This window comes from Streptomyces sp. NPDC087420, assembly GCF_044744165.1.
Taxonomy (GTDB): Bacteria; Actinomycetota; Actinomycetes; order Streptomycetales; family Streptomycetaceae; genus Streptomyces.
In genome coordinates, this window is record NZ_JBIUXU010000007.1 from 379017 (window position 1) to 403364 (window position 24348).

The 24348-nt window shown below is 72.1% G+C and carries 20 protein-coding genes and 1 pseudogene; 5 read left to right on the forward strand and 16 right to left on the reverse strand.

Going from position 1 to position 24348, the window contains the following annotated elements:
* Positions 1–36: 36 nt before the first annotated feature.
* A complete protein-coding gene (locus ACIO1C_RS17005; protein WP_401863934.1) occupies positions 37–1320 on the forward strand; it encodes a D-arabinono-1,4-lactone oxidase in 1284 nt (427 codons plus the stop codon).
* 41 nt (positions 1321–1361) lie between these two features.
* Here ACIO1C_RS17005 and ACIO1C_RS17010 read toward each other — a convergent pair whose 3' ends face one another.
* From ACIO1C_RS17010 to ACIO1C_RS17055, 10 genes are all read right to left on the reverse strand, one after another.
* Entirely contained in the window at positions 1362–2153 is a 792-nt protein-coding gene (locus tag ACIO1C_RS17010; RefSeq protein WP_401863936.1) for an SDR family NAD(P)-dependent oxidoreductase, read from the reverse strand.
* Positions 2154–2374: 221 nt separating this feature from the next.
* Positions 2375–3610 (reverse strand): MFS transporter, encoded by a 1236-nt coding sequence (locus tag ACIO1C_RS17015; protein ID WP_401863939.1) that lies wholly within the window; start codon positions 3608–3610, stop codon positions 2375–2377.
* Positions 3603–5105: an FAD-dependent oxidoreductase gene (locus ACIO1C_RS17020; protein WP_401863942.1), complete on the reverse strand. Its 1503-nt coding sequence runs from the start codon at positions 5103–5105 to the stop codon at positions 3603–3605. The genes ACIO1C_RS17015 and ACIO1C_RS17020 overlap by 8 nt, the downstream gene beginning before the upstream one ends.
* The gene (locus ACIO1C_RS17025) at positions 5102–5491 is read right to left on the reverse strand and encodes a hypothetical protein (RefSeq protein ID WP_401863944.1); all 390 of its coding nucleotides are present in this window, start codon (positions 5489–5491) and stop codon (positions 5102–5104) included. Before ACIO1C_RS17025 ends, ACIO1C_RS17020 begins: the two co-directional genes overlap by 4 nt.
* The gene (locus ACIO1C_RS17030) at positions 5491–6924 is read right to left on the reverse strand and encodes an aspartate aminotransferase family protein (RefSeq protein WP_401863947.1); all 1434 of its coding nucleotides are present in this window, start codon (positions 6922–6924) and stop codon (positions 5491–5493) included. Before ACIO1C_RS17030 ends, ACIO1C_RS17025 begins: the two co-directional genes overlap by 1 nt.
* A complete protein-coding gene (locus ACIO1C_RS17035) occupies positions 6917–8335 on the reverse strand; it encodes an NAD(P)/FAD-dependent oxidoreductase (protein WP_401863950.1) in 1419 nt (472 codons plus the stop codon). Before ACIO1C_RS17035 ends, ACIO1C_RS17030 begins: the two co-directional genes overlap by 8 nt.
* Positions 8332–9306 carry a glycosyltransferase family 2 protein gene (locus ACIO1C_RS17040; RefSeq protein ID WP_401863953.1) on the reverse strand — a complete coding sequence of 325 codons (975 nt, stop codon included), beginning with the start codon at positions 9304–9306 and terminating at the stop codon, positions 8332–8334. Before ACIO1C_RS17040 ends, ACIO1C_RS17035 begins: the two co-directional genes overlap by 4 nt.
* Before the next feature lie 23 nt (positions 9307–9329).
* On the reverse strand, positions 9330–10088 hold the full coding sequence (locus ACIO1C_RS17045) for a thioesterase II family protein (RefSeq protein ID WP_401863955.1): 759 nt from the start codon (positions 10086–10088) through the stop codon (positions 9330–9332).
* 23 nt (positions 10089–10111) lie between these two features.
* The gene (locus ACIO1C_RS17050) at positions 10112–12100 is read right to left on the reverse strand and encodes a non-ribosomal peptide synthetase (RefSeq protein WP_401863957.1); all 1989 of its coding nucleotides are present in this window, start codon (positions 12098–12100) and stop codon (positions 10112–10114) included.
* Between the two features lie 136 nt (positions 12101–12236).
* Complete coding sequence (locus ACIO1C_RS17055) at positions 12237–13505, reverse strand: MFS transporter (RefSeq protein ID WP_401863960.1); 1269 nt, start codon at positions 13503–13505, stop codon at positions 12237–12239.
* A 127-nt stretch (positions 13506–13632) separates the two neighbouring features.
* Here ACIO1C_RS17055 and ACIO1C_RS17060 point away from each other — a divergent pair, with 127 nt between their 5' ends.
* Both ACIO1C_RS17060 and ACIO1C_RS17065 read left to right on the forward strand, forming a co-directional pair.
* On the forward strand, positions 13633–14373 hold the full coding sequence (locus ACIO1C_RS17060; RefSeq protein ID WP_401863962.1) for an SDR family oxidoreductase: 741 nt from the start codon (positions 13633–13635) through the stop codon (positions 14371–14373).
* Positions 14374–14455: 82 nt separating this feature from the next.
* Positions 14456–15790 (forward strand): aspartate aminotransferase family protein, encoded by a 1335-nt coding sequence (locus tag ACIO1C_RS17065; protein WP_401863965.1) that lies wholly within the window; start codon positions 14456–14458, stop codon positions 15788–15790.
* Between the two features lie 104 nt (positions 15791–15894).
* On the opposite strand, the gene ACIO1C_RS17070 is transcribed toward ACIO1C_RS17065, so the two are convergent.
* The 3 genes and pseudogenes from ACIO1C_RS17070 to ACIO1C_RS17080 all read right to left on the reverse strand — a co-directional run bounded on the left by ACIO1C_RS17070 (position 15895) and on the right by ACIO1C_RS17080 (position 18343).
* On the reverse strand, positions 15895–16344 hold the full coding sequence (locus tag ACIO1C_RS17070; protein WP_401863968.1) for a hypothetical protein: 450 nt from the start codon (positions 16342–16344) through the stop codon (positions 15895–15897).
* A 194-nt stretch (positions 16345–16538) separates the two neighbouring features.
* A pseudogene (locus tag ACIO1C_RS17075) lies at positions 16539–17423 on the reverse strand (UTP--glucose-1-phosphate uridylyltransferase); the annotation flags it as partial.
* A 29-nt stretch (positions 17424–17452) separates the two neighbouring features.
* Positions 17453–18343: a TauD/TfdA dioxygenase family protein gene (locus ACIO1C_RS17080; RefSeq protein WP_401864157.1), complete on the reverse strand. Its 891-nt coding sequence runs from the start codon at positions 18341–18343 to the stop codon at positions 17453–17455.
* A 204-nt stretch (positions 18344–18547) separates the two neighbouring features.
* On the opposite strand from ACIO1C_RS17080, the gene ACIO1C_RS17085 reads away from it, so the two are divergent.
* The gene (locus ACIO1C_RS17085) at positions 18548–19387 is read left to right on the forward strand and encodes a glycosyltransferase family 8 protein (protein ID WP_327233978.1); all 840 of its coding nucleotides are present in this window, start codon (positions 18548–18550) and stop codon (positions 19385–19387) included.
* Complete coding sequence (locus tag ACIO1C_RS17090) at positions 19384–20271, forward strand: hypothetical protein (protein WP_401863971.1); 888 nt, start codon at positions 19384–19386, stop codon at positions 20269–20271. The genes ACIO1C_RS17085 and ACIO1C_RS17090 overlap by 4 nt, the downstream gene beginning before the upstream one ends.
* A 118-nt stretch (positions 20272–20389) precedes the next feature.
* Here ACIO1C_RS17090 and ACIO1C_RS17095 read toward each other — a convergent pair whose 3' ends face one another.
* From ACIO1C_RS17095 to ACIO1C_RS17105, 3 genes are all read right to left on the reverse strand, one after another.
* The gene (locus ACIO1C_RS17095; protein ID WP_401863974.1) at positions 20390–21649 is read right to left on the reverse strand and encodes an ATP-grasp domain-containing protein; all 1260 of its coding nucleotides are present in this window, start codon (positions 21647–21649) and stop codon (positions 20390–20392) included.
* A gap of 63 nt (positions 21650–21712) precedes the next feature.
* Positions 21713–22924 carry an acetyl-CoA carboxylase biotin carboxylase subunit family protein gene (locus tag ACIO1C_RS17100; protein WP_401863976.1) on the reverse strand — a complete coding sequence of 404 codons (1212 nt, stop codon included), beginning with the start codon at positions 22922–22924 and terminating at the stop codon, positions 21713–21715.
* 93 nt (positions 22925–23017) lie between these two features.
* Positions 23018–24202: a cytochrome P450 gene (locus ACIO1C_RS17105; RefSeq protein ID WP_401863979.1), complete on the reverse strand. Its 1185-nt coding sequence runs from the start codon at positions 24200–24202 to the stop codon at positions 23018–23020.
* Positions 24203–24348: the final 146 nt, after the last annotated feature.

The following is a 24348-nucleotide window of genomic DNA, read 5'->3' on the forward strand; positions in this document are numbered from 1 at the left end:
CCGGCGCCGTCCGTCCCGCTCATTGGAGTCGAAGCGATGACACAGCTCGAAGCCACCACAGACCTGCCGCGGACGAACTGGGCCGGCAACGTGTCCTACGACCCCGGCCGGGTGCACCGGCCGCGCACGCTGGACGAGTTGCGCCGGCTCGTCGCGGAGCGGAGGCGGATACGGCCGCTCGGCAGCGGTCACTCCTTCAGCGCCGTAGCCGAGGCGCCGGGGGACCGTGTCCTCCTGGACGGCCTGCCGCCCACGGTCCGCCTCGACCGGCGGGAGGCGACGGTCACCGTCGCGGCGGGTACGCGCTACGCGGACCTGGCGTTCGCGTTGCAGCGGGCCGGGCTCGCCCTGGCCAACCTGGCCTCGCTGCCGCACATCTCGGTCGCCGGATCGTGCGCGACCGGTACGCACGGTTCGGGCGACAGCCGGCGCTGTCTCGCCGCCTCGGTGGCCGGGCTCCAACTGGTGGGCCCTGAGGGCGATCTGGTGGAGCTGCGCCGGGACACCGACCGGGACACCTTCGCGGGGTCGGTGGTCGCGCTCGGCGCGCTGGGCGTGGTCACCCAGGTCACCCTGGACGTGGAGCCGTCCTACGACATGACACAGCGGGTCCGCGTCCGGGTGCCGCTCACGGAGGTCGCGGAGCGGTTCGGCGAGGTGTTCTCCGCCGCGTACAGCGTCAGTGTGTTCACGGACTGGCTCGGTGACGAGACCCAGGTGTGGCTCAAGGACCGGGTCGACCGGAGCGGGAAGGGGGAGAACGGCGGTTGGGCTGGCGGGGAGCCCGCTCGGGTGCCCCTCAACCCAGTGCCCGGCATGCCTCCGGAGTTCAGTACGGAGCAACTGGGCAGCGTGGGCCCCTGGTTCGAGCGGCTGCCGCACTTCAGGCCCGAGCTGACGCCGGGTGCCGGGGAGGAGTTCCAGTCCGAGTACTACCTCCCGCGCGAGGCGGCTCCCGCCGCCTTCGCGGCCCTGCGCGGCATCGGGCACCTGCTGGCGCCGGTGCTGCACATCGCGGAGGTCCGTACGGTCCGGGCGGACGACCTCTGGCTCAGCCCCGCCCACGGCCGCGACTCGGCCACGTTCCACTTCACCTGGATCAAGGACGCGGCGGCCATCACGCCGCTGATCACCGCCGTCGAGGAGCTTCTCGTGCCGCTGGGGGCCCGCCCCCACTGGGGCAAGCTGACCTCGCTGGGCGCGTCCGAGATCGCCGCCGGGTACGAACGGGCCGTGGAATTCGGCCGGTTGGCGCGGAAGTACGACCCGGAGGGGAAGTTCTCCAACGGCTTCCTGGAGGCGCTGTTCCCCGAGGGGTGAGGCGCGGGACGGCGACTTTCGTCCACCCCCGGGCCGTCCGCTCACCGGGACGCCCGCTGTGCCTCGACGATCCGGTCGACGGCGGGATTCGCCCCGCCCCGGCCGGCCGACCTCTCCGCGTAACCGGGGAACTGGCCGGCCACGGCACAGCGCAGCCGCAGTGCGGCCGGCGCGACATTGACCTCGCACCGGTTCTCCTCGATCGCGCGCAGGACGGCGTCCGCCACCTGGTCGGGGCTGACCGTACCGACACCGCTCGGCACGGCGGCCCCCGTGGCGGCGAACATCCCGGCCTCGCGCACGAAGCCCGGCTGGATGAGCGACACACCGACACCGGTGCCGTGCAGGTCCTGCCGGAGACTGTGGGAGAAGCCGCGCAGGCCGAACTTGGTCGCGGTGTAGAGGGAGGAGTACGGGGTCGCGGCCTTGCCGGACAGCGAGCCGACAAAGGCGAGGTGCCCGCTGCCCGCGCTCACCATGCGCGGGGCGAGGAGCCGCGCGAGCAGGATGGGCGAGCTGAGGTTGACGGTGAGGGCGCGCTCGATCTGCGCGGGGGTGTAGTCGAGCAGGTCGCCGCTGGCGGGCAGGGCCGCGTTCGCGAGGAGGATGTCGACGTCCGCGCACTGCTCGGCGAGGGCGGTGACCTGCTCGGGGTCCGCGAGGTCGGCGACCACGGGGCGGGCGCCCAGCTGGGCCGCGAGGGGGTCGAGCGTCTCGGCGCGACGGCCCGTCACCACCAGCCGCGCGCCCCTGCCCGACAGTTTCAGCGCGAGGGCGCGGCCTATGCCGCCCGTCACACCGGTGAGCAGAACAGTTGCTCCAGCGATACGCATCAGGGCGACCTCCCGGTCCGTGGTTCGGGCCTCTGCCGACGCACAGAACGATACGCACCTGGCAACTCCACGTCCATCATCTTGCCAAAACTTCACAGGAGTTGGGCCGCGTACGCCCAGCTCCAAGACTCGACTCCGGTACGTGAATCGTGCGCGTCGGGCTCCTTTTGCCAGATGCCCGGCGCTCTTTGGCAAGGAAAGAGAAGGTCAAGGGAGCAAGGTCAACGGGCCGCCTCCGTACGGCCGGTCGCGCGGTGGATCCAGAGGACGAGGGCCAGGCAGACGAGCGCGGTCGCGCACAGCAGCACCGGCACCATCCGCGGTCCCGACCACTCGATCACCCCGCCGAACGCGGGTCCCGCGGCGACACCCCCGATCATCGACGCGGCGATCACGTACGCGCCGGCGCGCCGTGCGGTGGGGACGGTCCGGTTCAGCCAGGTGAGGCCGGTGGGGAAGATGGGGGCGATGAACAGGCCGACTCCCGCGTACGCGTAGGGGGCGGCGGCCGGTACGGTCGCCAGCGCCAGGCAGCCGACCATGCCGACGCAGCTGACGGCCACGATGACCGGTTCCGACAGGCGCAGGGTGAGGGGCACCACGAGGAAGCGGCCCACCGTCATCATGAACCAGTAGACGGAGGTGGCGGAGGCGGCGAAGGCCGACCCGTACCCGACGGTCTCCAGGTGGGTGGGCTCCCAGCCGCCCACTCCGGCCTCCACGGCCACGTGCAGGACGTACAGCGCGACAAACGCGGCGAGGATGCCGCCCATGCTGCGGCGCAGCACCGCCGCGTCCGTGGCGCCCGCCGCGCCCGCCGCACCAGGCAGGACGGGCGAGCCGCCCTTGTCGCTGACGCCCCGGAGCGAGAACAGCAGCAGCGCCGAGACCACACCGAAGGCGGCGAACACCACCATGTACCGGCCGGGGCCCAGCAGTCCGATGAGCGCGGGGCCCGCGACGGCGCCGATGCCGAAGTGCGCGTTGAGTACGTTGAGCATGGCGGCGCCCCGGTTCCCGAAGCCCACCGCGAACAGCTGGTTGAGGCCGTAGTCGATCCCGCCGAAGCCGAGCCCGGAGACCAGCGCGGCGACGAGCGCGGCCGGCCAGGACGGGGCGAGGGCGAAGCCCAGGCTGCCGAGCGCCATCAGCGCGTACGAGGTCCCGAGCAGGGCGCGGTTGCCCACCCTGCCGTGCACCCGGTTGAAGACGAGGACACCGGCGACGCCGCCGGTGAAGTGGGCGCTCAGGGCAAGCCCGGCGGCCGAGGGCGTGAGCCCGAACTCCTCGCGCAGCGCGGGAATGGCGGGCCCGTACAGCGACTGGAGCGCCCCGATCAGGGCGAAGCCGACGCACGAGGCGACCAGGGCCGCGGTGCTGAACATCCGTACCCCTGGCACCTCTTGGTGCCGGTCGGCCTCGGGTGCCGTACGGCTCGTGAGCGGCGGCTCAGTCATGGTTCCTCCCGGACAACTCGGCGTAGCGGGCGGCGATCTCGTGGGCGAAGGCCATGATCGTGCCCTGCGGGCTGATGCCGGTGACCCCCGGCAGCACACTGGCGTCGCAGATCCGCAGCCCGGTGAAGCCGTAGGGGCGGCCGTCCGCGTCGCACACACCGCCGCGGTCCGCCGCGCCCATCCGCGCGGACGCCATGCCGTGCACCGACACCAGCTCCCAGTCGGCCGGCCGCACCCGGTCGCAGAACGTGTCGGCGTCGGCCGGGGTGTGGAGCGGTGGCGCCGACGACACCGGGGGCAGCAACTCGGTGGCACCGGCGGCGAACAGCACCTCCGCCGTGGCGCGGAAGGCGTCGCGCAGGGCGCTGTGGTCCCCGGTGGTCATGCCGTGGCGCAGCAGCACTCCCCCGCCGGGCGTGGCCCTGACCCGTGCGGTGCCGGCCATGCGCACCTGGGTGGTGTACACACCGAGGCGGCCGAAGTCGGCCAGCAGCCGCTCGGTGTCGGCGGGACCCCGGCCGGCCACGGCGGCGGCCAGCGAGCCCCGGGACACGTTGGACGGCATGATCAGTACGCCCCGGTCGTCGAACTCCTGGACCTGGGCGGTGAAGAGGGTGCCGCGCTCGGCGCGGACCTCCCCGGGGAAGCGCGCCACGGTCCGCAGGTTGACGTGGAGGGCCAACTCCCGTCCGGCCAGACGCCGGTGGATGTGGCTGCGTTGCAGGAGGGCGGGGGTGCCCAGCGGTCCCGCGGCGAGGAACACGGCGCGGGCCCGGTGGACCGTACGCCTGCCGTCCGCGTCCACGGCGAGCACCCCACGGGCGGCACCGCCGTCGTGCAGGACACGCAGGACGCGGGTGCCGGCCCGTACGGTGGCGCCCTGGGCCTCGGCGAGAGGCAGGTAGCTGACGGCCATGCTCTGTTTGGCGCCGCTCGGGCAGCCGGTGGTGCAGCGGTTGCTGTGCAGGCAGCCGCGGACCGCGCGCCGGGCGTGCTTCCAGCGCCAGCCGAGCCGGTCGGCGCCCTCCGTCAGGAGCGAGGAGTCGCGGTTGCCGTCGCCGTGGCGCTGGACGGAGACGCCCAGGCGGTCGGTGACGGTCCGCAGATGGGCCTCCAGGTCGGCGGCGCGGTAGCCGTCGATGCCGGAGTGCTCGGCCCAGCGCCGGAGCAGCGCGGGCGGGGGCTCCCACAGCAGGCCGCCGTTGACGACCGTGGTGCCGCCCACACAGCGTCCTTCGCCGTACGGGAAGGTCGGCTCGCCGAGGACGGGGATCAGCCCGCCGTGGCGGTAGAGCGCGCGCATGTTCTCGGCGGGGCCCGCGGCGGCGAGCCGGGCGGTGTCGACCCTCGGGCCCTCCTCCAGGACCGTCACCTCCAGCCCGGCGGCGGCCAGTTCGAGGGCGGCGACACTTCCGCCGGCGCCCGAGCCGACGACCACGACGTCCGTGTCGATCGTACGGACCCCGCGCACCCCGCCACGGCCTGTCGCTCTCATGCCGGTCCCCTTCCGCTGCCGCCCGTACGCCGGTCGAGGGCGCCGAGCAGCGCCAGTGCCGTACTCGACCGCACCACCTCGGTGAATCCGGGCAGTGCCGTGAGGGCGGCCATGCCCCGGCGCGCCTGGTGCGGGGAGGCGCGGCGCAGGGAGCGCCCGGTCCTGAGCCGGTACGCCACGGGCAGGGCGCGCAGGGCGACGGCGTATCCGGCGCGGTAGGGCAGGGGCAGGGTCGCCAGGGTGCCGAGGACGTGCGTCTCGGCCGCCGCCCGGGCGCCGGGTTCGGCGAGGCACGGGTAGTTCCTCAGCCAGTACGAGCGCAGTCCGCTCCCGCGCAGCGCGCCGCGCATCAGTGGGGGGCCGTGCATCAGTGTGGGGCCGTGCATCAGTGTGCCTTCCCGGCCGGTGCGAAGCGTTCCACGACGAAGTCCGTGAGCAGCCGCAGCGCGCCCCTGGCCAGTACGGCGTCCAGGGCCCGCAGGAAGATCCCGGCCTCCTCCTCCCCCGCCACCAGCGGGGGCGAGACCATCAGCGCGATCCTCCGGTTGGAGCCGAAGAAGGTGAGCACGTCGTGATCCCGGTAGAGCGCGGCGATCACCGCGCCGGTGAGCAGCTTGGCGAAGATCTGGGGGTCCCCGGCCAGCGGGCCCGGCAGGATCTCCCGTACCGCAGACGGCAGTTGGGGGCCCTGCCGCAGATACACGCCGTGCAGCGCGCCCCGTCCCGCCGTCCCGGTGATCAGCGCGGGGTACGTGGCGGCGAGGTCCGCGAGGCCCGCCGACAGGAGGTCGCCGAGCTTGCGCGCCCGTCCCGGGAAGTCCTCCTCGACCGCGACCGCCACGGCCTCCAGCGCCGTCGCGGTCTCCTCGCCGAAGCCGTAGTAGGTGGTGCTGTGCAGGGTGGCGTCGCCGAGGTTGTCGTAAGCCGCGCGGAAGACCGGTTCGCGGGTGACGTACCCCGAGATGGAGGCCTTGCCGCCGCCGAACGACTTCGACATGGTCACCACGTCGGGGACCAGTCCCGGGTGGCGCATGAAGTGGAACAGCTCCCCGGTCTTGCCCCAGCCGGTGTACACCTCGTCGAAGATCAGGACGATGTCCTGCTCGGTGCAGATCCGGCGCACCTCCCGCAGGAACCCGGCGGAGCATTCGCGCAGGCTGGAGGCGCTGAACGGTTCGAGCACCAGCGCGTAGACGTCGCTGTCGCCGCGGGTGCCGGTGTGCCGCTCCAGGGCCAGCTCGAAGGAGGCGAGGTCGTCGTAGGCGAAGGAGTCGGTCCCGGGGATCCGGGGAAAGTCGAAGTGGATCTCCGGGGAGGCGGTGAGGCTGCCCGCGCCGAGCAGTTTGCCGTGGAAGGCGATGTCGGTGTGCAGGACGGTGCCCCGCCGTCCGCGGTGGTATTTGTACGCGAGTTTCAGGGCGCCCTCGACCGCCTCCGCGCCGGAGTTGGGGAAGTAGGAGACGTTCAGGTCGCCGGGGAGGAGCGCGGCGAGGTTGTGGCTGAGGGCGGCGACGTAGGGCGAGAAGTAGTTCTTGTGCACCTCCATCCGGCGCTCCCGGCGAAACCGGTCGCGGGCGGCGAGGACGCGGGGGTGGTTGTGCCCGTGGTTGAGTACGCCCACCCCGCCGGTGAAGTCGAGGACACGCCGCCCGTCCTTGAGCCGGATCCAGCAGCCCTCGGCGCTCTCGGCGAGGTCCTTGCCGAAGCCGAACGCGCCGATCAGGGAGACCTGGCTGCGGCTGACGTATCTGCCGTAGAGGTCGTGGACCTGGCCGATGGAGAGGGCTTCGGCCTGGTCGAGTGTGAGCAGCTCAGTCACGGGAGGCCTCCGTGGCACGGGCGGCGGGCCGCGTCCGCAGGCGGTCGGCCATCAGCCGGCCGGCCGACCGGCCTTCCCGTACGGCGTAGTTGGTGCCGCGGTCCTCGGGGAACACCTGGGCCATGCTCGCCAGGTAGAGGCCGGGCAGCCGGGTCTCCAGCGGGGGCATGTCCTCGCGGTAGCCGGGGGTGATCACCGGCTGGGCGTGCTCGGCGCGCCACACGTGGTAGTCGTCCACCCAGGAGCGTTCGAAGCGCGGGAACATCCGCCGCAGGTGCGGGAGGCTGTGGGCAAAGACCTCCTCGTCGCTCATGCGGTACAACTCGGCGTCGGCCGGGAGGTACTTGGACAGGTAGACCACGTGCTTTCCGCCGTACCTGCCGGGGTCGTCCATGTTGGTGTGCTCGATCACCCCCACGTACGGGAACGACGGGTCGTTGACGTTGAGCCAGTAGGTGTCGGAGAGGCGGCGGTTGTTCTCCAGGACGAGGCACACGTTCGCGAGGTACGGGATCCGGCGCAGCTGCCGGAGCAGCGCGGGGGCCGAGGGGTGGGGTTCGGTGTTGGACGGTCCGGACTCCAGCAGGGCGGCGGCCTGTTCGGGGGCCACGGTGAGCAACACCTGGCGGGCGGGGAGGTGTTCGCCCGCGGCTGTCCGTACGCCGCTGACCCTGCCGTCCTCGAAGGTGACGGAGTCGACGGGCGTGCCGGTGAGCAGGTCGACGCCGAGCGCGGTCAGGCGTTTGTGCAGGGCGGTGAGGAGGGTCTCACTGCCGCCGCGCAGGTAGTAGAGGGTCTCGCTGCCCGACTTGGTGCGGCTGCCGCCGCGCAGGTGCAGCTTGGTCCACATCCAGGTGGCGCCGACCTGGTCCGCGTAGTGGCCGAACTTCCCTTCGAGGAGCGGGCGCCACACCACGTCGTACACCCGGCGCCCGCCCAGCGAGACCAGCCATTCCTCGGCCGTACGGTGTTCCAGCTCGCGCCAGTCCTTGACTCGTTGGGCGCGCAGCGCCAGGAGGCCGAGCCGCAGCCGGTCGCGGAGGGGGAGCGGGGCGAAGCGCAGCAGGTCGGTGGGCCGGGAGAGGCGGTAGATGGAGTTGGCGTAGAACATGCCGGTACGGGTGACGTGCGCCTCGACGGCCTCGGAGATCCCCAACTCCGCGCACAGGTTGAGGATTTCCTCGTCGGAGGCGAACCAGTGGTGGTAGAAGCGCTCGATGCGCCGGCCGCCGCCGACGTCGAAGCTGCCGGCCAGCCCGCCGATCTCCGGGTCCCGCTCGACGATCCGCACCCGGTGCCCCTTGGTGGCCAGTTCGAGGGCGGCGGACAGGCCGGTGAAGCCCGCGCCGACCACGATGACGTCCGACCTGATGTCCTGGGCGCTTGCGGGGTTCCTCAACTCGCCGTTCACACGAACTCCTTGATGGGTCGTCGCGGTTCGCTGCCGTGCGCCGTACGCGCCTCGGAGGTGCGCCGGGCGACCAGATAGGGCGGCCGGCCCTGCACCTGCTGAAAGGCCGCGAGGAGGTACTCACCGAGCACTCCGCTCGCCAGGGACTGGAGCCCGAACACCCCCAGGGGCACGGCCCGCCGGACGCTCCGGCGCGCCACCCCCACTCCAAAGGCGCCCAGGAGCGACGCCGCGCCGATGTAGGTCGGCAGGCGCAGGGGCAGCGCGCTCCCGCTGGCGAGCAGACCGCTGCGGGAGAGGGCGATCATCTTGCGCGGGGTGTACTTGGTCCCGCCCGCGAGGCGGGCGTCGCGTTCGTACTCGATGCTGGTCTCGGCGAAGCCCGACCAGCTGATCGCCCCGCGCAGGAACAGGGCGCGCTCGCCCGCCAGGCCGGTCAGGAAGTCGACCACCTGGCGGTCGAGCAGCCGGAAGTCCCCGGTGTCGAGGGCGACCGGGCGGTCGGAGAGCCCCGCGAGGATCCGGTAGTACGCGTACGCCGTGGCCTTCTTGAGGTGGCTCTCGCCGTGTCGGGCGGTCCTGCGCGCGGAGACCACGGACCAGCCGTCGAGCCATGCGCGGGCCATGCGCGGGATGAGTTCGGGCGGGTCCTGGAGGTCGGCGTCCATCAGGACCACCGCGTCCCCGGTGGCCTCCGCGAGTCCGGCCAGGCACGCGGCCTGGTGTCCGAAGTTCCGGCTGAACCGGACGGCCCGCACGGTGGTCGCCCGGTCCGCGTACCCCTCGATGAGGGACCAGGTGGAGTCGGAGCTGCCGTCGTCCACGTAGATGATCTCGTGCGGCAGGTCCCGTACGGCCTCGGTGACCCGCCGGTGGGTCCGGTCGAGCACCTCCTCCTCGTTGTAGCAGGGCAGGACAATGCTGATGAGGTAGTCGTGGGGCCGGTCGGGGTTCCGTTCGTCGGTGGTCATGGTGCCCTCCGGGATGAGGCCGCTCAGTGCTCGGCGGGGGCTGCGACGGAGTTGAGGACCAGGGCGTACGGGGGCTCGGGGACCAGGTAGAAGTGGTCGCCCGGCACACGCTGTTCACGGAAGCCGCCGCCGGTCAGTCCGCTCCACGGGCGCCGGTCGGCGTCGGGGTCGGCGTCGCCGACGATCGTGGTGACCGGGCAGCGCAGGAGGGGTTCCGGGCGGGGGAGGTAGGAGTGGAACATGTGGCTGTCGCCCCGGATGTACGGCAGGACCAGCTCCTGGAAGACGGGGTCGGCGGCCAGTTCGGGGTCGGTGCCGCCGAGGGTGATCAGCCGGGTGACGACCTCGGCGTCGTCCTCGTCGATCTCGGTCACGGGCTCGGGGGGCGGGTAGTCGGCGTCGCGGGAGCCGGAGGCGATGAGGTGGGCGGGGGTGATGCCACGGGCCTCCAGGGCCCGCGCCGTCTCCAGGGCCACGGCGGCCCCCATGCTGTGTCCGAACAGCACGAGTGGCAGGTCGGGGACGCCCGGGAGGGCCGCCACGGCGTCGGCGGTCGAGCGGGCCAGGTCCCGCAGGTCGGTGGGGACGGGCTCGGCGAGGCGCTCGGCGCGCCCCGGGTAGCGGACGGCGTGGACGCGGACGCCGGGCAGGTGGTGGCCCCAGTCGCGGAAGAACGAGGCTGAACCGCCCGCGTGGGGGAAGCAGATGAGCTGCCACTGGGGGTCCGCCACCGGGACGGCGCACTGGAGCCAGGTCGACGGCTTCTCCGTCACTTCGCTCACGTCAGTCACTTCAGTCACTTCAGTCACTTCACTGTCTCCTGTTCCGTACGCTGCCGCTGGGCCCGCAGGACGCGGGCGCGCCGGGCGGTGGCCTGCCGGGAGGCCGTGAGGACCGCGTCCGACTCCGTACCGCTGTCGCGGATCAGCGCGACCTGGGCCAGGACCGTGGTGTGCCGGAAGAGCGCGACGACCGAGGGCCGCTTTCCGGTGTGGCGCTCCAGGGCCTCCTGGAGCTGGAACATGGCGAGGGAGTGGCCGCCCATGTCGAAGAAGTTGACGTCCGTGGGGACGGAGGTGTTCTGGAGCACCTCGGCCCAGGCGGCCGAGACGCGGGTGGCCAGATCGGTGTCGGTGTGCGGGGCGGTGTCCGTGTCGGTGTGACTTTGGCCGGCAGCGGCGGTGTGGGTGTTTTCCGCCGCCCGTGCCGCCAGTGCCGCCCGGTCCGCCTTGCCGTTGACCGTACGGGGAAGGTCTTCCAGCACCGTGACACGGGCCGGGACCATCACGGCGGGCAGCCGCCGCGCCAGCTCTTCCCGCAGCGCCCCGCCGTCCGGGCCCGACGGCGCGAGCACGAACGCGGCCAGTCCCGTGTCCCCGCCGACCGGTACGACGACCGCCTCGCGCACTCCGGGGAGCGCGCACAACTGGGCCTCGACAAAGCCGAGTTCGACCCGCTGGCCACGGATCTTCACCTGGTGGTCGCGGCGGCCGACGAAGTCGAGCGTCCCGGCGTCGTTCCAGCGGACGAAGTCGCCCGTACGGTACATGCGGGCGCCCGGCGCCCCCGCGAACGGATCCCCGACAAAGGCGCGGGCCGTGGCGTCGGGACGGCCGAAGTAGCCACGGGCCACGCCGGCGCCGCCGACGTACAGCTCACCCTCGACCCCGCGCGGCACCGGCCGCATCAGCTCGTCCAGTACGTAGAGCCGGGCCCCCGGCACCGGACGTCCGACGGACACCGGGCCCGCGCCGTCGAAGCGGTGGTAACTGGCCCACACGGTAGCCTCGGTGGGGCCGTACTCGTTGACGAGGGACACCGGGTCGCCGTGTGAGGCGAAGTGGCGCGTGACCAGTTCCGCGGGGAGCGGCTCGCCCGCCACGATCACGGTGTGGAGCGAGCGCAGCCGCTCCGCGCCCAGCCGTTCGGCGGCGTCGAGCACCACCCGGTACAGCGAGGGGACGCACAGCATCTGGGTCACCTGGTGCCGTTCGACCAGCTCCACGAGCCGCTCGGGGTCGCGGACCTCGTCGGCCGTGGCCACCACCAGGCGTCCGCCCGCCGTGAGGGTGCCCCACAGGCCGGCCACCGAGGAGTCGAAGGCCAGGGGGGAGACCAGGAGGAAGACCGGTTCGCCCGGGTAGACCGTACGGCGGGCCAGGGTCGAGGCCGCCAGCTGGCCGTGCTCGACCAGGACGCCCTTGGGCTCTCCCGTGCTGCCGGAGGTGTAGATGAGGTACGCCGGGTCCTGCGGACCGACCCGGTGGGCGGGCGGGTCCGCCGTGTGGGAGCCGGGCCGGGCGGCCTCGCCCTCCGCGTCCACGAGCGGCAGCCCGAGACCCCCCAGGCGCGCCCCGGCCTCCGAGGTGACCACGACGGCGCTCACCCGGGCGTCGGCAAGGATGTCGGCGACACGCCGTTCGGGGTGGGACGGGTCGACGGGGACGTACGCCGCCCCGGACCGCAGGACGCCGAGTACGGAGGCGACCATGGCCGTCGACGGGTCGGCGACCACGCCGACCCGGCAGCCCCGGCCGACGCCCAGCGCGGCAAGTTGGGCCGCGACACGTCCGGCCCACGCGTCCAGCGCGCGGTAGCTGAGGGCGGTGTCGCCGCTGTGCACGGCGGTACGCGCCGGTTCCGTACGGGCGTAGTGCGCCACGAGCTCGTGCACCGGGGTCCGCCCGGACAGGGGCAGGGGTGCGCCCCGTCCGAGCGCCGTCCATGCTTCCTGGTCCCTCGCCCGGGTCTCGGTCCGGCCGGGCAGCAGGCCCGTTCCCAGTGAATCCGACATCAGAACTCCTCTGCGGGTCGTCGTTCGTTCGGTCGTTCGTCGTTCGTCGTTCGTCGTTCGTCGTTCGTCGTTCGTCGTTCGTCGAAAGGGGGCGCCTGAGGCACATTTCTGGCAACTCCGCGCATCCGCGGGCGGGCTACACGCGCCTCAGGCCCGTACTCACCGTGACAGCCAGCACCACCAGCAGTCCGGCGAGTGTCATGGTCAGCCCGAACCCGTCCGCGAACAGGCCGACCAGCATGGGACCGGCGAGGAACCCGCCGTACGTCAGGGTGTTGACCTTCGCCAGCGCGGCGGTCGCGCTGCCGGTCTCGCCGTCGGCGGCTCCGTGGCCCACCGCGCTGAAGATGATCGGCACGATCACCGACAGCCCAGCGCCGTGCAGCCCGAACCCCACCACCGCGACCGCGGGCGTGGGGCTGAACACCACCACCGCGAGGCCCGCCACGGCGATGGCGCCGCCCCCTCGGACCAGGGCGGAGGGACCGTACTTCTGGTTCAGCCGGTCCCCAATGAGCCGGCCGCCGGTCTGGCAGAAGCTGAAGGCGATGTACGCGAGCGACGCCGTGGCCAGGGTCGCGCCGAGTTCGTCGCGCAGGAAGATCCCGCTCCAGTCCCCCACGGCGGACTCGGACACCAGCACGACGGTCCCGGTGAGCCCGAGCACCACCACGCGGGGGGTCCAGCCGTCCCGCCAGCCGACGCGCTCGCGCTTGCCGTCCGCCTCCTTCTTGCCCCGGTCGGCGGAGCCCGGCAGCATCGACCGGCCCGCCACCGCCCCGATGACCGCCAGCACCAAGCTGACCAGCAGGAAGTGCTGGGTGAAGGAGAGGCCGGTCTTCACGGCGATGCCGCCGAGGACGGCGCCGACCATCGTCCCGATGCTCCAGGCCGCATGACAGCTGTTCATGATGGGGCGTTCCAGGGCCCGTTCGACGGCGATGGCGTGGGCGTTCATGGAGACGTCCACCAGGCCGTTGACCGCGCCGAACACCAGCAGGGCCGCGCCGAACTGGACCCGGTCGCCGGCGAGCGCGATCCCGGCCAGGGAGAGGGGCAGGGCGACCATGGTGGTCCGCGCGATCGGGCCGCTGCCGAAGCGCGCGACGAGGGCCCCGGCCGTCTGGAGCGTGACCAGGCCGGTGACGACCGGCAGGAGGAGGAAGAGGCCGAGCTGGCCGTTGGACAGCGCGTACTCCGTCTTCAACGACGGCATCCGCAGGTAGTAGTTGGCGAAGAGCAGCCCGGCGATCAGGAACGGCGCGGGCGCCGCCCAGCGGGCACGCCCCGGTGGAGTCACCCCCCTGCCCGGCGTGATCCCGACGCGGGGATCCGCCGGCCCCACCCGGCTCGCCTCACTCACCGAAGCGGCCCGGTCGGGCACCACGTTCTCAGGCACGGTCATCGCGGGCCCACCTCACTGTCAGCCAAAGCACGGACGGCTTCAGGCACTTGAAAGCCTGTCAGGATGACAACACCTTGCCCTATAGTTGCCATCTCTGGCAATGTCGTCTCGCGAAAGGACCTCACCGATGAGGAGTCCCGGCCGTGTGGCCCTGGTGACGGGGGCCAACAAGGGGATCGGCAAGGAGACGGCGCGCGCGCTGGCGCGGCGGGGCGTGACGGTCCTGCTCGGCAGCCGCAGTCTCGACCGGGGGAAGGAGGCCGCGCGCGAACTGGCCTGGGAAGGGCTGCCCGTGACGGCCCTTCAGCTCGACGTCACCGATCCCGCCGGGGTCGAGGCGGCGGCGGAGCACGTACGGAACACACACGGACGGCTCGACGTCCTGGTCAACAACGCGGGGATGTTCGTCGGTTCGAGGGCGGTGGAGACCACCCCCGACCGGATGCGTGACATGTTCGACGTGAACGTCTTCGGCGTCGTGACCGTCACCCACGCCTCGCTGCCCCTTCTGCGCCGCTCCCCCGCGCCCCGGATCGTCAACGTCTCCAGCACCACGGCCTCGCTGACCCTGACCGGCGACGGGGCCGATCTCCCCGGCGACGCGGACCGGCGCTTCGCCTACACCAGCTCCAAGGCGGCGCTCAACATGCTGACCCTCCAGTACGCGAGGGCCTTCGCCCACGATCCCGGCCTGGCCCACTTCAAGATCAACTCAGCCTCGCCCGGCTACACGGCGACGGACATGAACGACTTCCGGGCGCCGCGCTCCGCCGAGGAGGGAGCGCGCGTCATCGTGGAGCTGGCCACCCTGCCCGACGACGGACCGACGGGCGGATTCTTCGACGACCACGGCCCCGTGGCCTGGTAGTACCCGCCGCCCCAGCGCCCCTCCGATCGCACCCAGGACCCAGAAGGAACGCCCCGACACATCCCTTGGAGTCAGCAACACCATGGACGCAACCCGGACCACCCCCGCACCCCGTCAGCACCTCATCGCCGACTCCCGGCTCGAACAGGCCCGGGCACGGGACCGGCGGCACGTGTGGCACACCTGGTCGCCCCTGGCGGCCGACCGTACGGCGCTGATGATCTCGCACGGCGCCGGCCACCGCGTGTGGGACGTCGACGGGAAGGAGTACCTCGACGCCGCGTCCCTCAACTCCACGTGCGGGTACGCGCGTCCCGAGGTGATCAGGGCCATCGGCGAACAGGCCGCCCGGTTGCACCACTTCGACCTCTCGCTCGCCAGCCAGGAGCCCGCGGGACTGCTCGCCGAACGCCTGTCGTCCTACCTGCCGCCGGAGTTGTCGAAGACCCTGTTCGTCAACAGCGGCTCCGAGGGCTTCGAGGCGGCCCTCATGATCGCCTCCGCCTACTGGTCCCACCTCGGCCGCCCCCGGTCGAGGGTCGTCGGGTTCGCGCGCGGCTACCAGGGCTCCACCCTGCTCACACGCAGCATGTCGACCCTGCCGCGCAGTCAGCACCTCCTCCGGTCGCCCGTGGACGCCACCCTGGTCGACCTGCCGCTGCCGCCAAGGGAGTTGCGCCGCCCGGAGTCCGCGCCGCTGCTGCTCGCCGCCTTCGAGCGGGCCCTGTACGAGAACCCGGCGGACCCGCCCGCCGCCGTGGTGGTCGAGCCGTTCCTGAACGTCGGCGGCGCCATTGTCCTGCCGCCCGGCTTCCTGCGGGGCCTGCGCCAACTGTGCGACGCCACCGGCACGTTGCTGATCGTGGACGAGGTGTTCACGGCGTACGGCCGCTCCGGGCGGATGTTCGCGTCGCTGCGCGAGGACGTCACCCCGGACATCCTGGTGTCGAGCAAGGGCCTGAGCGGCGGGTACGTACCGATCGCGGCGGTCAACGTCCAGCAGCGCGTCCACGACACGTTCGGCGAGGACCCGGTCATCGGCGGCCTGCGCTACGGCCACACCACCTCCGGGCACTCGGTGGCCTGCGCGGCCGCCCTGGCCACCCTGGACGTGGTGGAGAAGGACGGTCTGGTCGAGCGCGCCGAAACGCTCGGGAGCGCCATGCTCGACCGGCTGGCCCCGCTGGCCGCCAACGAGCACGTGGTCGACGTCCGGGGGCTCGGGCTCATCCTCGTCGTGGAGACCTCGTCGGCGGAGACCGCCGCGAGCGTGGTGGTCCGCGCCAGGGAACAGGGGCTGCTGCTGCGGCAGGCGGGGCCGTCCGTGATGGCCGTACCGCCCCTGGTGATCGACGACGAGGGCGCCCGCGCGGTGGTCGACGGTCTCGCGGGCGCGCTGGCGGACACGGTCGCGTAGCTCCGGCTGAACGGAAGGGTTGTACGGAAGAGGTTGCACGGAGGCCCCTGGGCGGCGGGTGCCGCACAGGGGCCGAAGCGTGTGTTCCGGTGGGCCGCCGGCCGTCAGATGCCCTGGGACGCCATCTCGATCGCGGACCGGTAGTTCGCCGCACCGGTGACCACACACGCCCGGTACGTACGGTTGTCCCGCACCGCCAGGAAGTAGTCCTTGACCTGCTTCCAGTACTGGCGCAGGTAGCTCGGACCGGGGAAGAACGCGGGCGGCCTCGGCACCAGCGCGAAGGCGCGGGAGCATTCGAGGATCTCGTTGGTCACGGTCGAGAGTACGGCCTCGACCTCACTGTTCATGTTCCACCCGGCGGCCAGCTCCGGCGTCCAGATGGTCCCGGCCACCTCCCGCAGGTGCGCCTGCTCCTCGGGCGACGGCTCGCTCTCGGCCCCGAAGGCGACGGCCGTCACGGCGGCCCCGGACGCCGACGGCTGTGCCTGCGCCGTGACCGCCGTACCGACGGACAGTGTCGCCAGGACGGCGACCAGTGTGACAGCCGACATGGAACGGGATCTCTCCGCCTTCATCGTTCTCCCTCGACACGTCGTGCCCGGGGCGCGTCCCCGGGCGGCACCCAAGCTGACATGTGCCGATTCGGACGGTCAACGGGGCCGAACGCGCCGGGCCGGAACCGGCCAGTCCCGGTGCGCCGCCGCCCCCCACGGACAGGCGTCTGGACGGAGCCCTCGGGATCGCCCAGGTCCCGCGCCAGCCGGCGCAGGTGCGGGCCGTACTCGGGGTCGGCGAGAGCCACCGCGAACTGCGCGGTGAGGTACGCCAGCGGGTTGCCGGTGTCGTACCACGTCCCCCGCATGACCTGCCCGTACGCCGCGTGGCGCCGCGCGTACGCGTTGATGGCGTCGGTCAGGTAGATCTCGCCGGTGCGGTGTTCGTGCCAGCACCGGGTCTGTTCGCGCAGTTCGTCGATGATGGCGGGGGTGATGACGTACCCGCCGATGGCCGCGTACGCGGAGGGCGCGTCCTCGGGCTTGGGCTTCTCGACCAGGCCGGTGATGCGCAGCAGCCCGTCGTCCAGGTCCTCCGCGACCACCGGGACGCCGTAGCGCCGGGAGTCCGCGGGGTCCATCGGGATGAGGGCCAGGACGGGGCTGTTGGTCATCTCGTAGGCCCTGATGAGCTGTTGGGCGCGCGGGACCTCCGCGACGAACACGTCGTCGGGCCACAGGACGAGCATCGGTTCGTCGTCGAAGTTGCGGGCCGCGTTCAGGACGGGGGTGCCGTTGCCGTACGGGCCGTGCTGGTCGAGGTACGTGATGTGCCCGAGCCGGGACAGCTCGGCGACGTCCTCCACCGCGTCCGCGTACGCCGGCTTGCCGTCGATACGCAGCTGTTCGGCCAGGGCGGGGTTGGGCCGGAAGTGCTCCTGGATCAGGCCCTTGCCCCCGGAGACCACGATGGTGATGTCCGTGATGCCGGACGCCACCAGCTCTCTGACGGTGTGTTCGATGACGGGCTTGTCACCGATCGGGAGCATCTCCTTCGGTGTCGACTTCGTCAGCGGCAGCAGGCGCGAGCCCAGGCCGGCGGCGGGAATGACGGCCCTGCGGATCGTCGTGGTCATGGGACCCTCTCGGTTCGACGGGCGGACGCTCAGGCGACACCGGCGCTGTACGTGGAGGTGTCACCGCTCACGGTCACGCTCGGGCGGCCGTCGACCCCGACCGGGACGGAGCCGACGACCGTGCAGCGCTCGGCGCGGCGGTCCTCGGTGCCGTAGTCGTGGATCGCGTAGTGCTGGGTCGCGCGGTTGTCCCAGATGGCCAGGTCGCCGACGCGCCAGGTCCACCGGACGGTGTGCTCGGGCCGGACCACGTACTCCTGGAGGATCCGCATCAGGTCGCGCGAGGCCTGCGGGCCGAAGCCCACCGCCCGGCGGGCGAAGCCCCCGAGGAGCAGCGACCGTTCGCCGGTCTCCGGGTGCACGTGGACGGCGGGGTGCTCGGTCTCGTACAGCGTGGAGATGTACTCCGCGCGGGCCGCGACCGTCTCGTCGGTGTAGTCGGAGTCGTTGCTGTGCACGATCCGCAGGCGGTCGGCCAGTTCGCGGAGGGGCTCGGGCAGGCTCTCGTACGCGGCAACGGTGTTCGCCCACATGGTGTCACCGCCCACCGGCGGGATGACCTTGTTGTGGAGGAAGGCGAGGGCCGGCGGCTGTTCGACGAAGGTGAGGTCGGTGTGCCAGTGGTTGGCGCGGGTGCCCGCGCGGGAGTCGATCTCCCGTACGGCGGGCCGGTCCTTGGGGGCGCTGTAGACGGGGTGTCCGAGGGTCAGGTCGCCGAACCGGCGGGCGAACGCCGCCTGGCTGTCGTAGTCGAGCCGCTGGCCGCGGAGGAAGACCACCTTGTGGGCGAGGAGGGCGCGGCGCACCTGCGCGACTGTCTCGTCGCCGAGCGGTCCTGCCGCGTCCACACCGGTCAGTTCGGCGCCGATAGCGCCGGCCAGCGGGACGATCCCCACGTCGGTCAAGGGCAGTTGGGTCATGGTCACGGTGCACGCCTTTCTGACGGGCTCGGGGAAGGGCGGGCGAGGCGCCCGACAGCAAGTTTGCCAGCCATTGCCCAACGTGGCAACGGTATCGAGCCGCTGGAGTTATCCCATTGTGCCAAGTTGAGGCAGAACATTGCCAGCGCATGTCCCGCCTCGTAGAGTGGCGATCACGAACCCCCGAGAAGCCGAGGAGCGGTCATGGGACAGCAGGATCTCCACGTGGTGTTCGCGGTGGACCAGAACTATGTCGACGCCGCCGCCGTGGTGGCCCACTCGATCGGCGCCGGCCTGCGCGACACGAGCAGCCGCCCCGCCTTCCACGTCATCGACTCCGGACTCGGGGCCGACGGCCGGCGGTTCCTCGCCGACGCCCTGGGCCGGGTGGGGGACGTGGACCTCTACACCGTCCCCGACCGCCTGGAGATGGCCACACCCCGCAAGCACTGGACGGCCGCCACACTGCACCGCCTGCACATCGGCGACGTCGTCCCCCGGGACATCGGCCGTGTCATCTACCTGGACGTCGACACCCTGGTCCTGGACGACCTGACGGAGCTGTACCGGTACGACCTGGCGGGGAACACCATCGGTGCCGTGATCAACGAGGTGGCGCCGGCCCGGGTGCTGACCCTGGGCGACCGGGCGAGCCTCAGCCAGACCGGCGCCAAGCCGCCCGGCTACTTCAACGCGGGAGTCCTGCTGATCGACATGGACCGGTGGCGGGCCGAGAACACCACGGAACGGTCCCTGGACATCTACCGGACGTACGGGAAGGACATCCCGACGCTCGACCAGGACATCCTCAACTACCTCTACGCGGAGCGCTGGACGCCCGTACCCGACAAGTGGAACAAGCTCATCGAGCACCCGGTGCACGGGCGTTTCGGCAGCGGGCGTCTCGACTATCTGACGCGCCGTGAGGGAATCATCCACTTCATCGGCGGGGACAAGCCGTGGGGTGACGTGTTCCCCGACAACGCGCTGCGCCGCCTCTACGAGGAGTACTCCTCCGTCCTCGCCCTGACCGGTTCGTCGTGACCGTCCGGCTGGTGTCGGTCGTCGGCGGGGACACCTCTCTCCTGGCCCACATGCTGGCCCACTACGAGGGGCTCGGCGTCGAGGCGTTCCATGTGATCCGCCATGTGGAGAGCATGGCGGACCCCGCCCTCCCGCCGTCCGTCGAGGTCGTCCGGGGCGCCGGGCACGACTTCACCCGGATCAGTGTCGGACCGTGGCACGAACACCTCAACCCGCGGCTGATCCGCGAGACGATGGCCGAACACCCCGACGACTGGTGGGTGGTGGCCGACCTGGACGAGTTCCAGGTCTACCCCGACTCCCTGAAGGAGACGGTCGCCCACTGCGAGCGGCACGGATTCGACTACGTGGAAGGGGCGTTCCTCGACCGGGTGGCCGCCGACGGCTCCTTCCCCGACCCCGAACCGTTCGGTTCCGCGCCTCTGTGGCGGCAGTACCCGCTCGCCGGACTGGTGACCCTGCGGCTCATGGGCGCCCGGCCGACGAAGGTGCCGCTGGCCCGCGGCCGGGTGGAGCTGGGGTACGGGCAGCACAACAGCTGGACCGGCCGGGGCGCCCCCGCGGAGCGTGTGTACGCGCAGGTGCACCACTTCAAGTGGACCGCCTCGGCGCGCGAGCGGCTGGCCAAGCGGGTCGCCGCGTACTCCTCCGGCGAGTGGCACATCAACAACGCGAAGATCATCGATGAGTCGCGGGCGTTCCTGGACCATGTGGCGGCCAACCAGGGCCGCTTGGTGGTGGACGATCCCCGGCTGGCCTTCCAGCGCTGCGCGTTGGAGTACGGGGACTACGCCGGATGGGCGGACCTGGCCGCGATCCTGAGCCGGCGGTACGTGGAATTCGACGCGGCCCGGGCGGCGACGGGCCGCCGGGAGGCGGGCTGACCCGGAGGCCGCCGCCGAAACGAACCGCCCCGGGCGGTGCGCCTCCGTACGGAATACGGATCGGCGCACCGTCCGGGTCGTTCACGTATGCGGCAGCTGGCTCGTGGTCCCGCCGGTCTCAGTGCGACACCGCCACCACCGCCGGCTCCACCTCGAACGACAGCAGGGCGGTCACCTCCGCCGCCAGCGCCCGTGCCTCACGGGGTGTGGCCGCGCCGACCACCACAAATCCGGCCCGGTCGCCCGAGTTCCGTACGGGAGCGATCACGTCCCCGGGCCCGACGCTCAACTCCGCCCGCAGCACGGCGGGATGGGCCAGGACCCGCGCCCAGCCGGTCACCCCGACCAGCCGCCCCGGCTCCGGGGCGAGGAAGGCGACGGCGGCGGCACGGGTCGGGACCAGGTCCCCGGTGTGGTCGCGTCCCAGGGCGTCGTCGTACAACAGGCCGAACAGTTCAAGTCCGGGGATGGCGTGGGACAGCAGCAGGTGGAGCCAGTCGCCGCCGGGACGCGTGTGCACCTCGCCGAGGACGATCCCGGCGTCGGTGACCCACAGTTCGGCGTGGAAGACCCCGAAGCGCAGGTCCAGCGCCATCAGCGCCCGCACGACCTCGTCCTCGACCTCCCGCCGTACGGGGCCGGGCAGTTCGGCGGGCAGGACATGGCCGATCTCCACGAAGTACGGGGGCGGCAGCTTCTCCTTCGCGGTGATCGCGAGCACCTTGGGCCCGTCCTTGAGAAGCACGCCCTCCACGCTGAACTCCGCTCCCTCCACGAACTCCTCCACGAGGAAGGGCTCGCTGGTGGGCAGTTCCTCCACGGCGCGCGGGAGGTCGGCGGGGCCGGTCACCTTCCGTACCCCGACACTGCCCATGCCGTCCCTGGGCTTGACCACCCAGGGGCCGTACGACTCCGCGAGGAACGCCTCCGCCTCGCCGAGGCCGGCGCACAGCCGCACCCGCGGCTGCCGGAACCCGGCGGCGGCCAGGGCGGCCCGGCAGGCGTCCTTGTCGCGCACGCGCCGGACAGCCTCCGGGGTGTTGCCGGGGGCCCCGGCGACCGCCGCACACCGCGCCACGCTGAGCTGTACGGGATCCCGCAGCCCGAGGACCAGGTCGAAGGAGTCGCCGTCCGCGAGGCGTCGGCGGGCCCAGGCCTCGGACAGCACCGGGTCGTCGGGGTCGACCGGGGAGACCTCGTCGGCCAGTTCACCGATGGCGGGGGTCGCCGCGAGGACCTCACTCCTGCCGGTGACATGGGTACGGATCCCCCGGGCGCGCGCCTGGGTCAGCGCGGCGGTGACGATGTCCAGGCTGGACGCGAGCGGGCTCGCCCCGCCGACGAAGAGCAGGTGGGGAGGGGTGGGTAGTGCGGTCACAGGTGCTCCTGAATGAGGGCCGGGCGGGGTCAAGTCCCATGAGGGGACGGGTGGTGGGGCGTCTCAGGGGGAGGTCAGCACGCTCTGTTCCGCGAACCAGCTCGCCAGCCGGCGGATGCGGTCGGCCGTGTGCGCCTCGTCCTTGCCCTCGACCACCGCCGTCCCGGCGAAGACGCTCGACGCCTGCGCGGCGTCCGCCAGCAGGTCGCCCGGCCGCGCCTGGAGCGACACGTACCGTACGCCGTCCCGGGCGGCCACCTCGTCGTCGGCCGGGCGGGACACGAGCCGGCCGGGGGCGGTGGCGAGGAAGACGTCACCGAACCAGGTGGCGGCGGTCGTCGGGGTCGCGGCGGAGGGGAGGCCGAGCACCGACCTGGCCCACTCGTCGTGCAGGTCGACGCCGTGCTGGAGGCGGATCATCTCGTCGAAGGACCCGCCCGGAATCCGGCCGCCGCACTCACCGAAGACGAGCGTGTCGCCCTGTTCGAAGACCTCCAGGTGGAACACCCCGTCGTGGTGCCCCAGCGCCGCCATCACCCGCCCGGCGACCGCGTGCGCGCGGGCGTAGAGGTCGGGGCACTCCTCCGGGTGCTGCATCACGGACGCCACGATCCCGCCCTCGCGGATCGCGATGACGTTCTGGAGGTAGCGCCCCACGGACGTGAAGACCACCTCGCCGCCGCGCACCACACCGTCGATGTGCAGTTCGCCGCCGTCCACCCATTCCTCGGCGAGCCAGGGCGCGCCGACGCTGTCCTGCTCCAACTGCCGTGCGATCTGCTCGCGTTCCGGGTGGCTGTTCCAGGTCCGTACCCCCCGGGTGGAGGAGTCGGCCAGCGGTTTGAGCACCCCGCGCACGGAGGGGAAGCCGACCAGGTCGCGGGGGCGGACGATCACCCGCGAGTCGGCTACGGGGATGCCGGCCGCCCGGATGCGCCGCTTCTGGAGGTCCTTGTCGCGCAGCGCCAGCGCGTCCACGGGTGTCATGGGGCTGCGGGCGCCGCCGAGCACCGCCGCGTTCACCAGGGTGAACTCGAACTGGCTGGTGACGACGTCGAAGCGCTCGGCGTCCAGTCCGTGGCGGACCAGTCCCGCGAGGGTCGACTCGGTGTCGGACGGGTCGTGCACGGCGACGGTGTGCGCGTCGTCCAACAGGTCCCCGCGCAGGTCGAGTTCGCTCGCGGTGAGGACGCAGGTCACCTCGGCGCCGAGGCGGTGGAGGGCGGTCACCGCGTCGGGCCGCCAGCCGATCAGGAGTACGTGCGGGTGGGCCATCTGGGCTTCTCCTGGGAAGGGTTGAGGTCTGCGGGTCTGCGGGTCTGCGGGTGGTCGTGACACCACGCGTGAGGCGGCGGTGACGTGGGGTGTTCAGCGCGCGGCGAGGTACAGCGGGATGCTCTCGGGACCGGCGACGTGGATCGAACGCAGCCGTACGACCGGGCCGTTCAGCTCGATACGGCCCACGGTGTCGAGGATCTCGGTGAGCAGGATGCGCATCTCCGCGCGGGCCAGGGTGCTGCCGATGCAGAAGTGTTCACCGGCGGCGAGGGCGATGTGCCGGTTCGGGGCGCGGCCGATGTCGAAGCGGTCGGCGTCGTCGAAGATCTCCTCGTCGCGGTTGCCGGACGGCACCCAGACGACCACACGCTCGCCCGCCTCGATCCGCTGTCCCCGGATGACGGTGGGCGTGGTGACGGTACGCATGCTGTGGGTCGCGCTGGAGGTCCAGCGGAGGATCTCCTCGCCCGCGCTCGGCAGCAGGCTCCGGTCCTCGCGCAGCCTGCGCAGCTCGCCGGGGTGTTCGAGGAGGGCGAGCATGCCGCCCGCCAGGGCCAGCCGGCCGTTCTCCGTGGCACCGACGAGGTTCTCGCAGTTGAGCAGGATCTCCTCCTCGGTCAGCGGCTCGCCGTCGATGGTGCCGTGGACCAGGGAGGTGACGAGGTCGTCGGTGGGATGCTCCAGCCGTTGGTCCATGAGGTCGACGAAGTACGCCATGAAGCGGTGGTGCGCGGCCAGCGACGTATGGGCGAGGAAGGCCTCGTTGGTCCACTGGAACAGGTCCTCGTGGTCCTCCGGGGGGACGCCGAGGATGCGGCCGATGACGTACAGCGAGACCCGGCCCGCGACGTCGTGGACGAAGTCGCAGGTGCCCTGTTCGACCGCGCGGGCCAGGACCGCGCGGATCGCGTCCCGCATGTACCCCTCCAGCTCGCGGACGGCCCGCGTGCTGAACCAGTCGGCCATGAGTCCGCGCAGCGCCTTGTGGCGCGGCGGGTCGGTGAGCGCGAGGGTGGTGCCGCCGCCCGGGTCCTCGCCCATCGCGACCGGCCGCAGCAGGACGCCGCGCGCGGAGCTGAACGTACCGGGATCGCGGTAGACGGACCTGATGTCGGTGTACCGCGTCAGCGACCAGAACGCGGGCAGGTCCCCCGCCTCGTGGTGGTGCACGGGCGCGTACGCGCGCATCCAGCGCCACACCTCGTGGGGGTCGCCGGTGGCGTGCAGTCCGGGGTCGGCGAGCTGTTCTGGCCTCAGGGCAACGGTGACCGTCATGACAGGGCTCCTGGGGGACGCGTGGTACGTACGGTCCAATGTGAGGCAATAGGTTGCCACATGAGTCACAGTCAAGGCAATCTATTGCCAACAGAGTGCTGTCAGGACACGCCCCGGCGCGGACGGCACCGCCCAGCGACCGAAGG